The 11,894-nt window shown below is 38.1% G+C and carries 14 protein-coding genes; all 14 read right to left on the bottom strand.

Annotation, left to right across the window (positions count from 1 at the left end; genetic code table 11):
* Positions 1 to 112 precede the first annotated feature (112 nt).
* The gene (locus DYADSP32_RS06630) at positions 113 to 484 is read right to left on the bottom strand and encodes a DUF6567 family protein (RefSeq protein WP_149243457.1); all 372 of its coding nucleotides are present in this window, start codon (positions 482 to 484) and stop codon (positions 113 to 115) included.
* Positions 485 to 611: 127 nt separating this feature from the next.
* Positions 612 to 1,229: a hypothetical protein gene (locus tag DYADSP32_RS06625; RefSeq protein WP_149243458.1), complete on the bottom strand. Its 618-nt coding sequence runs from the start codon at positions 1,227 to 1,229 to the stop codon at positions 612 to 614.
* 84 nt (positions 1,230 to 1,313) lie between these two features.
* Positions 1,314 to 1,895, bottom strand: coding sequence for a Crp/Fnr family transcriptional regulator (locus tag DYADSP32_RS06620; protein ID WP_149243459.1), 582 nt, complete (start codon positions 1,893 to 1,895; stop codon positions 1,314 to 1,316).
* Between the two features lie 463 nt (positions 1,896 to 2,358).
* The gene (locus tag DYADSP32_RS06615) at positions 2,359 to 2,877 is read right to left on the bottom strand and encodes a hypothetical protein (protein ID WP_149243460.1); all 519 of its coding nucleotides are present in this window, start codon (positions 2,875 to 2,877) and stop codon (positions 2,359 to 2,361) included.
* Positions 2,878 to 3,027: 150 nt separating this feature from the next.
* On the bottom strand, positions 3,028 to 3,816 hold the full coding sequence (locus tag DYADSP32_RS06610; RefSeq protein ID WP_149243461.1) for a PhzF family phenazine biosynthesis protein: 789 nt from the start codon (positions 3,814 to 3,816) through the stop codon (positions 3,028 to 3,030).
* A 71-nt stretch (positions 3,817 to 3,887) separates the two neighbouring features.
* A complete protein-coding gene (locus tag DYADSP32_RS06605; protein WP_149243462.1) occupies positions 3,888 to 4,496 on the bottom strand; it encodes a short chain dehydrogenase in 609 nt (202 codons plus the stop codon).
* A gap of 76 nt (positions 4,497 to 4,572) precedes the next feature.
* Entirely contained in the window at positions 4,573 to 5,148 is a 576-nt protein-coding gene (locus DYADSP32_RS06600; RefSeq protein ID WP_414617573.1) for a Crp/Fnr family transcriptional regulator, read from the bottom strand.
* Between the two features lie 190 nt (positions 5,149 to 5,338).
* Complete coding sequence (locus DYADSP32_RS06595; protein WP_149243463.1) at positions 5,339 to 6,352, bottom strand: serine/threonine-protein kinase; 1,014 nt, start codon at positions 6,350 to 6,352, stop codon at positions 5,339 to 5,341.
* The gene (locus DYADSP32_RS06590) at positions 6,352 to 6,807 is read right to left on the bottom strand and encodes a hypothetical protein (RefSeq protein WP_149243464.1); all 456 of its coding nucleotides are present in this window, start codon (positions 6,805 to 6,807) and stop codon (positions 6,352 to 6,354) included. The genes DYADSP32_RS06595 and DYADSP32_RS06590 overlap by 1 nt, the downstream gene beginning before the upstream one ends.
* 255 nt (positions 6,808 to 7,062) lie before the next feature.
* Entirely contained in the window at positions 7,063 to 7,794 is a 732-nt protein-coding gene (gene istB, locus DYADSP32_RS06585) for an IS21-like element helper ATPase IstB (RefSeq protein ID WP_149239829.1), read from the bottom strand.
* 43 nt (positions 7,795 to 7,837) lie between these two features.
* A complete protein-coding gene (gene istA / locus DYADSP32_RS06580; RefSeq protein WP_149239828.1) occupies positions 7,838 to 9,502 on the bottom strand; it encodes an IS21 family transposase in 1,665 nt (554 codons plus the stop codon).
* A 167-nt stretch (positions 9,503 to 9,669) separates the two neighbouring features.
* Complete coding sequence (locus DYADSP32_RS06575; protein ID WP_149243465.1) at positions 9,670 to 10,053, bottom strand: VOC family protein; 384 nt, start codon at positions 10,051 to 10,053, stop codon at positions 9,670 to 9,672.
* A 62-nt stretch (positions 10,054 to 10,115) separates the two neighbouring features.
* Positions 10,116 to 10,901, bottom strand: a complete 786-nt coding sequence (locus DYADSP32_RS06570) for a type 1 glutamine amidotransferase domain-containing protein (RefSeq protein WP_149243466.1) — start codon at positions 10,899 to 10,901, stop codon at positions 10,116 to 10,118.
* A 94-nt stretch (positions 10,902 to 10,995) separates the two neighbouring features.
* Complete coding sequence (locus DYADSP32_RS06565) at positions 10,996 to 11,559, bottom strand: Crp/Fnr family transcriptional regulator (protein WP_149243467.1); 564 nt, start codon at positions 11,557 to 11,559, stop codon at positions 10,996 to 10,998.
* Between the last annotated feature and the right edge of the window lie 335 nt (positions 11,560 to 11,894).

The following is an 11,894-nucleotide window of genomic DNA, read 5'->3' as shown; positions in this document are numbered from 1 at the left end:
GGGGCATACACTGAATTAGGTTTTTTGCATTTTAATCTAGTCAAGTCAGGTGGGATCTGATAGGTCTCCAACTGTCAATCTCCAAAATAATATACAGTCCGTTTCTTAGAAACTACCTCGTAAATTCAACTACCTGGGCACTCACAGTTATAGTCCTTCTGACAAAGAATGGGGCAAAACCACTGAAGTGTTCCTCTTTCATCACGTTGATGATGGCTTTGGACCCATTCAACAAGTTGGCTTTCTTCATCATCGTTGAATAGGCATTTTCATACAATTGCCTTTTTTTGATACCTCCAATTGCCAATATATAAGTAGCCTCTGAACTTCCGCTTACCTGGTCAATTACTTTGAAATTGTTCTGGCCTAAGTGTACCTGCGTGGCGTTTTGATTGTGATTGGTAATGTGGGAGGTGCCGAAGCCACATGAACTGAGAAATGCCGAGAGCAATAACAACACGGAATAAATGCCTGTCTTTTTCATTGTAGTAGTTGTTTATAGTTATAGATGTATGAACGTTTAAAAAAAATCCTATTCCTAAGCAATGGAAGTCGCTGTTGAGAATTTTATTGTATTGAAAGCCATCCGAATTATTTCGTTTATGAGGATGCTAAAAGTTAAAGCCAAAATGAAACCCGGGTTGAATAAAGTAGTTAGGCCATTTTTTTTCTACGACTTTAAAGGATTCCGGAACATTGGTTCTTAGAGGCCAATAACTACATCCAATAGCTGGTTCAAAAAAGAACCGGTTTTTGAAAAACTTAAACTGGTAACCCAAATGGAAGTTCATATATAAGGTGTATCCATTTCCAATCTTCTTTTTACGCTCATCCATATATTTTTCAAAAGCATTCAATGCATAAACGGAAGTGTATACACCTTTCCACCAAAAACGCTGGTATCCTAGTGTAGGTGCAAGTATACGTGCATGACCGGGATAGTTTAGTCCTGGTGCATCAAAGGATGGTCCAAAAGGGATACCGATTGGCCAGGAATAAATGGATCTTTTGAATTCAAGGGAAACAACATCTTTGGGTGTTATCCTATATCCGACATTTAATTGGACATACTCAGGGTTGTTTACTTTGGAGAAATTTCCTAACATGAAGAGCGAACTTCCAATGTACCACCTTTTATAAGTACTGTCTTGTTTGGTGTTTTGTGCATTCACCTGTAAACTACTTGCCAGCAACAAGGCAAGTCCAATCCCTAAAATTTTCTTTTTCATAGCTTTCTTGAACGATGTGAAACGATCGTGCAAAGATTGCCAGGCAACAGACCTGAAATCGTTCACTTAAGTTAAGAAATGAAGTTACTCTTTGCTTTTTTCCATAACTCTTGATCTTAGCCGGCTTAATGATTGAGGCTTGATACCTAAGTAGCTCGCTAACTGGTGCTGCGGAACACGCTGGATCAAGTCTGGCCTTTTTTGTATTAGGTTCAGGTAGCGCTGCTCAGGGGAAGAAGTCTTGAACTCGTCAAAATTAATTTGTTGTTTAGCCAACAATTCTTCCGACAACATTCTGCACATGATTTCAAATTTGGGGAATTTACTGTTTATTTCTACTTCCATATCAGAATTGGAGACTGTAATGATACTGTCTTCCACGCAACTTACGAAATATTCAGAAGGTGCTTTATTAATAACGCAATGTGGCGTCAAAGCGTCCAATTCCGTAAAAAAGGCGGTAGTTTTTTCTTCACCATCTACAATGTAATATTTCCTTATGCATCCCTTTAAAACAAAGTAGCTATCTTTCGATTTCTGACCTTCATGGAGTAAAGTCGCGCCTTTCTTAACCGAGTGAAACAGGTTTAGCGAAATTAATGCGTTCTTCTCATCTTCTGTCAGCGAAATGTATTTTGCTATAAAGTCAAACAGGATGTCTTGCATTGTGATGATATGTGGTTATGTTATTGCTTTCTGTTACACCAGCCACCAACGTCAGTTTGTGAAAAAACTACCGTAAGATGGATATCAAATATATGCATAAACTTTCTTCGAAAGAAAATGTATTTTATCTGTTTTAAGCTCTTGATAATCAGTTATTTATTTCGGACTGAATCCCCTCAGGCCAGTACCAACCAGCGCAGGGTTGAATGGATAAGCTTACGGAAATGGACAATCCTGTGTCTCACTAAATCTGGGAGGCCTTGATGGCACTATGATCCGTTCAATGATGAGCAAATCCACAAGCAAGGTTTAAGGTAATGAACAATACCGAGGCGGATCGCTGAAGATCGGACGGCAGCGGCCGACCGTCGCCGAAGCGGCCGTGCGACGGGAGACTGTCAAGACTGGGTGGCCAGGCACGGTTCTGCGCGGACGTGGGGGGGAATTCTTCTGCGTTGCTGGATTAGCTGTTGGTATTTTTTTCGTTATATCTATTTAATGAACTCCAGTAAATTCCCATTTGCCCTCTCGTTTTCATTTCTTCCTTGTCAATTGAGTTCGGCATTTCGGTTTTTTCGGTAGTTAGTTTTCTATAAAATGATTTGTAATCTCTGAATTGTTCGAAAGAAAATTCAATATTTGAGTAATAACTCAACATCCAGTCGAGTTCATAATCTGTAACATTCATATTTATCCGTCTGTCAAGTGTTTTAATTATTGCATGTTCAGCTTCAGGGACTAAGTCTGCAATTCCTGTATAGCAAGAAGGTTCTGTTCGAGAATACCAAATTAAAAACAAACCTCTTTTTAGCGCTTCCAAATCACTTTTGTTTAGTTTTGCATACTCTGAATGTATTTTTCTATACTGTTCTGAATATCCCAAAATAATAATCTGTTCAGTTTTTTCTTCCATAGTTCCAGTGATGGAAATTACAGAAGAATAAAGCTCTAATTCTTTTTGTCCTAATTCCTTTACGGTCATTTTATACTTGCAGGTAACGTTTCAGGGCTTTGCGTTCGGGCGGGAAATCGAAGCACAAAAGTTGATATTATTACTAAAGTTCAATTGAAAAACTGCTGTTGAATTTTGCACTTCAGCCCGCCTGACGCAAAACCCTTGTTGGCAGTAGTTTTATTCTGTCCAAAATTTTCCAATTGAATATGTTTTTGCTTGCCCACTAATAATCACTCGGTCTCCTTTGTCTTCACAATACAACTTCCCTAATCGTTCAGAAACTTGTTTGGCATAAAGTTCTTTTTTATTAAGTCTTTTTGACCAAAATGGAATTAAAGAACAATGTGCAGAACCTGTTACAGGATCTTCTAGAATTGATGCTTGTGGTGTAAAAACCCTTGAAACGAAATCGCATTTATCACCAACTGCTGTTACAATTACACCTCCTGGGTCAATATTTATTTGGTCGAATAATTGTCTATCAATTTCAATGTTTCTAACTTCTGTTTCATTTTCATACACCAAAACATAGTCTCTTGATTTTAAAATTTCTTTCGGTTTAATATTTAAGGATTTTGAAATTGTCGGTGGTAAGATGTCGACAACAGGCATTCTTGATGGGAAGTTCATTTTATATTGTCCATTTTCAACTTTAACAAACAAGTCACCACTTAAAGTTTTAAAAACAATTTCACCTTTTTGATAGTCAAGTATAGTCGTTAAACAATGAGCTGTTGCAAGTGTAGCGTGACCGCACAAATCCATTTCAATTTCAGGTGTAAACCATCGTAAATGGATTTTCTCTCCTTTGTCAACAAAAAAAGCTGTTTCTGCAACTGCGTTCTCCTTTGCGATTTTCAACATGATTTCGTCTGGCAACCATTTGTTCAGCGGCACAACACAAGCAGGATTTCCTCCAAAAATGGTGTCTGTAAAAGCGTCAATTTGGTATAGTATTAATTCCATTTTACTTTTTAAATAAACAGCATATAGTCATTTTATATTTTGAAAAGACTATATGCTGTAAGTTAAATTAATTATGCATCAACAAGGATAACTTGACCTGTAATAAACCCATCAACCGAACGCTCAAACGCTTTACCCACCAATGTACTTGGTACGGGTTGAAATCCTGGCATCATATCGCCATAAACGTCCCAAGCCTCCGTTAAAACTGTTGGATTTACTGAATTTACACGAATACCTCTTGGCATTTCGAAGGCTACACATTTTACAAAGGTATCAATGGCACCGCTCGTAGTTGCATCTGAAATGGCAAAAGGAATAGGTTTTAAGTTTAGAATACCTGTAATAAGCGTAAAAGAACCTTTATCCGCAATGTATTCCTGACCAATTCTAACAATATTGATTTGCCCCATCATTTTACTCATTACTGTAGTCATCCATTGCGCTTCAGTCATTTCCTCGAAGGTCGCATATTCACATACGCCAACAGTATTCACAACCGCATCAAAGTGACCAACCTCTTTGAACAATTTTCTCAAAGATTCTTCACTAGTAATGTCAACTTGGTAGTCGTAACCGTCATTTGAACGACCAGCTGTAATCACTTTGTGTTTTCCTAAACCTGTCAGTGCTGCTTTTCCCATTTTCCCATTAGCACCTATTAAAATTACTGTTTTCATCTATTTAATTATTTTAAAATTGAAGTGCAAAATTACACTCCTGCCATACTATTCACGTAGGACATTTGTCTAATAATTAAATTGATGCTCTTATTCTACTTAAATGTCTTTGAGTAATTCCAAGATAGGAAGCTATATAGTGAAGTGGAATTTGTTGTACAATTTGTGGATTGCTGTGTATCAAATCTACATATCGTTTTTGGGCGTTGGATTTTTGATGATTAAATATCCATTTTTCGAGTTCAACATATTCTTTTTCAGCAATTATTTTTAAAAAATTCAACCATTTATTGTTTGATTTCGCAAGGTTTTCTAATGTGTTTTTTGAAATTGAAATAATTTCAGAATCGGTTAAAGCTTGTAAATTTTCTTCTGATTTATTCTGTGTAATAAATGAAGAATAAGCCACTAATAACGTATTGGGAAAGGTAAAACAATAGGTTATTTCTTCGTCATTATTAGAATAATAGAAGGAACGGAAAATGCCAAAATTCACAAAGGAAAGTGTGGTACAGATTTCATCTTGTTTAATGAAAAAATCTCCTTTTTTTATGGTAGAAATAGTGGCTAAACTTATAAATTCATTTATTTCGCTGTCTGTAAATAAATTATATTGTTTTAAGTAGTCAACTATTGATTTTTTTTCGAACATTTATTTTAATCGTCGTTTTTGTTAAAATTACTGCCAACGGTTTAGGGCTTTGCGATGGTTGGGCAATAGAATTCGGTGAGCCCAACCCTTGCACAACAGCCAAATTGAGAAACAAAAGTTGAGCCTTTGTGCGTCAGCCCCATTATTGCAAAACCCATGTTGGCGGTTCGTTGTTTGTCTGCATTGGGTTCTAGGATAGTGTAGTGTCTCTGATGGTTTTAAAAAATTCGGCTTCCACTTTGTCATCTGGTAAGTTAGTATAACAATGGTCAGACTTGCGAATTCCATTTCTTTTGAAATCAATAACCCAACCGGTTCTCTTTTTAAATTTACTAATTGTAAAAATATCTGCGTTTGAAATCCCCGTCCAATTATCATCATCTACATATACCCAATCAATTTGAAAATTAAGCTTTTCAATTGCTTGTCTAAATTCTGTACAATTTTGAAAACGACTAGCCTTTATTTTGTGAATTGCTTTGTTTAAAACCTTAACAATCTTTTCAGGAATATGTGGTAAATATTGTCTTGGTGGAAATAGATCTTTCTTGACTGCCTTCAGCCATTCATCAACGGTCTTAAAAGTAAATGGAAGGTTGTTCGTATTGTTCAATAAGCGATATAAAGTAATACCTGTTGCATAAATATCACTCAATTTATCCATTGGATTTCCTTCAATAACTTCTAATGGTTGGTGTGGGCGGTAGCCCAAAATATCGCTTGGGTCAGCATGGTAGTTAATAGCTAATCCAAAATCAGAAAGCTTTGCTTCTCCATTGTCGCCAAACATTATATTCCCTGGCTTGACATCTCTGTGTAAAACGTTATTATTGTGTGCTTGTTCAAGCCCTAATAAACTTTGCTGGATAATTTTGCAACTTTCCTTAGCTGAAATAAATCTTTTTTCAATGTGCTTTTGAATAGAGCCTTTTGAAAGATATTCCATCATTATGATAACAACACGTTCAGCATTATACATTGTTGCCCGAACATCCTTCACGTCAACTATGTGTTTATGTCTATATAGGTCAAGTGTTTGACCTTCTTTAACTGCATTAACAAATTTTTCTGGGTCAGGCACCTTTATGACTTTGACCGCAATCTCCTTCTGCATGAATGGGTCATAACATAAAAACACATGCCCAAAAGCACCATTTCCTAAATGGTCGATTACTTGAAATTTGTCAATAGTTGTTCCTATCATTATAGTAAATTAAACCATGCTACTAAAACAGCTTCCTTTGTTGATTTGTCCCAATAAGGTGGATGTGTCCCGATTAATTTGTCCATATAAGCATAAACATCGGTTTTTTTTGTTTGTCCAAATTTTGTAGCATTTATTGCTTGAGACGAGAAACAACTAATCGGAGTGTTCTTCTTTTTTGCAAGCAAGTTCAAAATTCCTTGTGGATAGCAAGAGGTTTTAATTTGGTCAAGTGTTGTCAAATTAAGAGAAATTTTATGAGAAAGCTGGTTCGGTTGATGCTTGTCTATTATTAAAGACAGTTGCGTTTCGAACCATTCCATTAATTCCGATGTATCCATATTGTTTGGGTACACAATTTTATTCTTTTCTATAATTGTCGGTGGGTTTGTTAAGCCATCAAGGACACAAAACCTAAAGTCGTTTTTTGTAAAATTGAAACCAATAATTTTCATTGCTTATTTTTAAAAAGGTCGGTCTACGTGAAGGTCGGTACAATGACCGCCAACGGTTTGCAGCTTGGCGTAGTGGGGGATTTATATGTACTAACTTTCAGCCTTGCACAAATGTAAATAAAAAAGACTAATGTTCAATTAAGCACGTCAGCCCCCATTACGCCAAACTGCTGTTGTATTGGAAATTCCGGCGAAAGTGAGCCAGCGTTCCGGGAAAGTGAGCCAGTTCTTTTTTGGAATTGAAGTGTTGTAAATTTAGCTGTTTTTTATCTTTCTCAAAGAAGCTCCTTCGAGATTTATTCTGTGCGCGTTTGCTGTCAGTCTGTCACATATCGCATCAGCCAGGCTTGGGTCATTTATGTAATCATGCCAGTTTCCTACGGGCATCTGTGCGGTTATAATTGTTGATCCGGAAGCGTATCGATCCTCGAGTATTTGCAATAGGGCCATTTTGATGTCGTGGCTAAGCGGCTGTAAGCCGAAGTCATCGAGAATCAGGAGTTTGACTCGTGCAATTTGATTGAGCCATTTTAAGTAACTTCCATCCAGCCTGGCCAACGCAAGCTGCTCTATAAACCTGTTTATGGGGTAATAAAGTACTTTATGGCCTTTTACGCAGGCTTGCCTGCCGAGTGCACAGGCGAGATAGGATTTTCCACATCCCGTGGCGCCTGTGATCAGTACGTTTTCTGACTTCTCGATAAAGCTGCAATCGCTTAAACGGATTAACTGCTCGGACGTAAGTCCTCGTTCAGGCTTGCAATTCACCTGTTCAACATGTGCGCTGTACCGCAGTTTGGCAAGCTTTAGATACATCTGGGTGCGCTGCTGGACTCGCTGTTCTGATTCTGCCTCTGTAAGCATGGCAACCATTGTATGCGCTTCAGGCTGCTGGTGTAACGGCTGTTCAAGAATGGCGGAATACCGGCTCGCCATTCCTTGCAATTTTAGTTCTCTTAACTCTTCCCAGGTCTTGTTTGTATTCATTGTTATTTTTGTTTAAGTGAGGCAATTGATTCGTAAGGGCGTTTTATTCATACGCTCCGGCTCCCCTAATGTTTTCATGGTCAGGTGTCTGGAATAAGGTTGTCTGCATAAAATGGGGAGCTTTGTCAAGATTATTAGCCAGGATCTTCGTTAGTGTTTTATAACTAAAAGAACCGGAGGGTAGTGCTCTTTGACATGCTGACTCGAGGCGGTCATTACCATAGCTGCTGCCAAGCCGCAGGATACCACGGCATGAATTAAATGTTTGTTCGGTAAATTGCCGCCCTTTTAGAACACCTTCCATGTAACCCTGTGTGCATGGTCCTATCTGTGATGCTAACCGCAGGAAGTAATCACTGTCCCATCCCCTTTGCTGTGAATAGCTACGATGGTTCTCTGGCATGTGCTCTTTGAGCGTAGTATAACCATGCTGATTATAGAAGCGTTTATGAACAGCAATACGCTGATGATCAAGAAAGATCTCTACCGTCTGGGTATCATAAATAATGTTTACCTGCTTGCCTATATAGTGGTAAGGCACGCTGTAATGGTGCCAATCTTCTCCCAGGGTGACATGATAATTTTTCTGGACTTTGGCAGAAGTGCTGTGCTTTAAGGTAAACGGATTGTCTGCCAGCGGCTGAAGTAAATGCTGTTCCTGTTCGTTGAACTGCTGGCGGCGGCTGTAATTTTTTCCCTTGAAGTTCTTGTCATTATGTAGCTCGAGTTGATCTCGTATAGCGGCGTTAACTTCCTCGATATTACAGAAAATACGATCCCGTAAGGGAGCGTAAATGCGCTGATAGGCAATTTTTACGTGACCTTCTGCCGGCGCTTTATCTTTAGGTCTATATGGCCTTGCGGCAACCAAATCCATGTTGTTATGCAACGCCCATTGCTGCATAAGATCTGTAAAGGTCGGTTCGTAGCGATTGACCTTTTGGACCACCTGTTTCATGTTGTCGGTCTTCAGAGACAATGGGGCGCCTTTAAAATACCGAAGGCAGTTATTCAAAGCAGCCAACAAATAAGGAAGCCTGGCATTAGGCAGCGCTTCAACATAAGTTAAATTGCTGAAAGGAAGCACACAAACCAGTACCGGGCAACTTATTTGTTCACCGGTGGACTTGTCGAAATAGTGCATCATGCTGCCCGCAAAGTCCACCATGACAACCTCACCCGCCTTGTAAGTCGCATGGAAACTTGGCTGTAGAACTTTACCGAGTTCGTTAAGTTGATAGCAAAATTGGGAATAACGGTATCCCGCAGGATGTTTGTCAAAATATTCCTCCCAGAGAAGTTGGCGCGTGACACCGGTACGTTTAAGCTCTGAAAGAAAATAAGGTACTTGCTGGCGAAAATCTTCCTTCCGCTGGTCTTCATCCTGCACCGAGGGTGTACCAGAATATAGAATGGCAGACAAGCCTGCATCGTTAAGGGCTTGAAGTTCCTTGAAGCTGTGCGTGCTCTGAAGTAAGCGTTCACGATAATATTTAACCGTGTTACGGGAAAGATTAAGTTGCCTGGATATTTTACGTTCGGAAAGATTCCGATCCAGCAACTGTATGATCATGCGCAGTGTCTGCATTGAAGTAACTTTGTTTGCCATCCGTTGCTTTTGTTTTTCACAAAAGATGGTGGTTATAATTACTTCAATACCAAAATACAACTGGCTCACTTTCCCGGAATAACTTTGAAGAGCAATCACAAGTGGCTCAATTATGCCGGAATGTCAGTAGTCCCGATTGGCGCAAGTTGCCGGAATAGCTGTAAAAACCTTCCGATAAAGTGGCTCAAGTTCCCGGAATTACTGGCTCAAGTTGTCCGGAATAAGTGGCTCTCTTTGCTCCGGAATATCCAGTTGTATGCCGTTTTTTATATTTCATACAATTCGATTGGCAATTTATCTGGGTCTTCAAAAAAAGTGAAGCGTTTTTGGGTAAACTCGTCTATTCGTATCGGTTCAGTCTTTATATTGTAAGTTTCAAGTCTTTTTATTGCTGTTTCTAAACTTGATACTTCAAAAGCTAAATGTCTCATTCCACAAGCTTCAGGTCTTGAAACTCTTGCTGGTGGATTGGAAAACGAAAATAATTCAATAACATAAACATCATTTAATGCTAAATCAAGCTTGTAAGACAGTCTTTCTTTTCTATAAACTTCCCTTATGATTTCCAGCCCTAAAATTTCAGTATAAAAATGTTTCGACTTTTGATAGTCAGAACAAATAATAGCAATGTGATGAATTCTTTTTAGCATAACTTACTTTAATAAAAAATGAGGCAACTTAGTCAGTTGCCTCAAATGTATTTTGAAAATACTTATAGTTTTTGAAGTTCTTTTAGAACAGCTTCACCAACACCATGAGCTGATTGTGGATTTTGCCCTGTTACAACTCTTTGGTCAACTGTTACATGTGGCTGCCATAATCCAGATTTTTCAAATTTTGCACCACGTTCAATTAGTTTTGTTTCCAAACTAAATGGGACAACGTTTTCAAGTTTTACCGCAATTTCCTCTTCATTTGTAAAGGCATTGATTTTTTTGCCGTCAACTAAGTACTTTCCATTACTTAATTTGATATTTACCAAGCCAGCTGGTCCGTGACAAACAGCACTTACAATACCATTATTTTCATAAATCTTTTGTGCGATTAATGCCAGCTCAGTATTATCTGCAAAGTCCCACATTGTACCATGTCCACCAGCATATAAAATAGCTGTGTAGTCAGATGGATTAACTTCTGATGGTTTCATTGTGTTTTGAATTTTAGCTTGATATTCCTTATCGGTTAAAAATCTTTGATTAATCGGGTCTTCATTGTTCGCTCCATAATAGGGTGGATTACCTCCTTTAGGGCTTACAAAATCAATTTCATAACCTGCATCAACCAATACAGCCCAAGGATGCGTTACTTCACCCAAATAATAACCAGTTGCTTCGCCTGTTTCTCCCAATTTGTTGTGGCTTGTTACCACAAATAAAATTTTCTTACTCATTTTTTTTGAATTTAAAATTTGTGCAGTTGCTTGATTTAATCCAAGAAAAATGGTGCAACCTGCAATTACCATTATTCCTGCCAAGATGTTTTTAAATACTTTGTTCATTGCTTCATTCATTTAATTTGATGATGCAAAATTCGGAACATTGTCAATCTTGGCACAGGAGGTAAATCACAAGTTTGGTGTGACGTACATCACACTAAGAGGAAAGTCGACTAAGAGTTTCTCTTGAAACGCCTAAATAAGAAGCTATTAGTGTTTTGGGAACTCTTTGAAAAAGCGTTGGATATTGTTGGAGGAGTTGCTCATATCGTTCTTTTGCATTGCTATTGAGTAAAGAAAGGATTCTCCGTTGCAGGGCTACATAACCTGAATTTGATTTCTTTCTGAAAAAATGCTCTATCTTGTGCATATCTGCACAAAGTTTCTCCCGATTGTACAAAGATAAACATAGTACTTCAGTTGCTTCAATGCAGTCGATATTCAACGATGCCTTTGTTTCATTAAAATAGGCTTGATAATCCGTTATCCACCAATCCTCCATTGCAAACTGCATGATATGCTCTTTGCCCTCCTCATTTACATAGTATGCTTTCAAAAGACCTTTGATTACGAAATAGTCATTTTGAACGAAATCACTTTCTTGTATTAGGAATTGATGTTTCTTTAATTTTTTTGTAGTAAAGTGGGAGAGAATGTAATCAAATTCCTTGTCCGTCAATGGCGTGATTTTTTCTATTTGTTGTCTAAGTATTTCACTCATCTTATTTTGTAGTCTGTCTCTTAAAATGGCATACAACATTTCTACAGACGCACTATTGCGTCTATATCTGTTAGGTGCGTAGTGCGTTTGGTTTGTTCATTTTGGTCAAGTTTCGGCATGTAGGTTCTATCACGGTCCGTTTTCCATGTATTTATTTTCATATTTTTGGTTTTTTGCTTTTGTCCCTTGTAAACAAGACCGCCCTCATTCAAGTATTTTGCGCAGAATCGTGTCAGGGAACATTATGCGCTATATTGTGCCACACGATACTTACAGGGTTATACAAGTTACTGTCCTTGTTGGATTGTGTACCTTCAAAGTAAAGTTGACGTCTG

The organism is Dyadobacter sp. 32 (assembly GCF_902506755.1).
Classification (GTDB): domain Bacteria; phylum Bacteroidota; class Bacteroidia; order Cytophagales; family Spirosomataceae; genus Dyadobacter.
The sequence above is the reverse complement of the archived record's forward strand: the minus strand, read 5'-3'. Positions and strand labels throughout refer to the sequence as shown.

Bases quoted from the DNA above. Each gene is read 5' to 3' on its own strand.
- DYADSP32_RS06630 (WP_149243457.1), bottom strand. From the start codon at position 484: ATGAAAAAGACAGGCATTTATTCCGTGTTGTTATTGCTCTCGGCATTT.
- DYADSP32_RS06625 (WP_149243458.1), bottom strand. From the start codon at position 1,229: ATGAAAAAGAAAATTTTAGGGATTGGACTTGCCTTGTTGCTGGCAAGT.
- DYADSP32_RS06620 (WP_149243459.1), bottom strand. From the start codon at position 1,895: ATGCAAGACATCCTGTTTGACTTTATAGCAAAATACATTTCGCTGACA.
- DYADSP32_RS06615 (WP_149243460.1), bottom strand. From the start codon at position 2,877: ATGACCGTAAAGGAATTAGGACAAAAAGAATTAGAGCTTTATTCTTCT.
- DYADSP32_RS06610 (WP_149243461.1), bottom strand. From the start codon at position 3,816: ATGGAATTAATACTATACCAAATTGACGCTTTTACAGACACCATTTTT.
- DYADSP32_RS06605 (WP_149243462.1), bottom strand. From the start codon at position 4,496: ATGAAAACAGTAATTTTAATAGGTGCTAATGGGAAAATGGGAAAAGCA.
- DYADSP32_RS06600 (WP_414617573.1), bottom strand. From the start codon at position 5,148: ATGTTCGAAAAAAAATCAATAGTTGACTACTTAAAACAATATAATTTA.
- DYADSP32_RS06595 (WP_149243463.1), bottom strand. From the start codon at position 6,352: ATGATAGGAACAACTATTGACAAATTTCAAGTAATCGACCATTTAGGA.
- DYADSP32_RS06590 (WP_149243464.1), bottom strand. From the start codon at position 6,807: ATGAAAATTATTGGTTTCAATTTTACAAAAAACGACTTTAGGTTTTGT.
- istB (WP_149239829.1), bottom strand. From the start codon at position 7,794: ATGAATACAAACAAGACCTGGGAAGAGTTAAGAGAACTAAAATTGCAA.
- DYADSP32_RS06575 (WP_149243465.1), bottom strand. From the start codon at position 10,053: ATGCTAAAAAGAATTCATCACATTGCTATTATTTGTTCTGACTATCAA.
- DYADSP32_RS06570 (WP_149243466.1), bottom strand. From the start codon at position 10,901: ATGAACAAAGTATTTAAAAACATCTTGGCAGGAATAATGGTAATTGCA.
- DYADSP32_RS06565 (WP_149243467.1), bottom strand. From the start codon at position 11,559: ATGAGTGAAATACTTAGACAACAAATAGAAAAAATCACGCCATTGACG.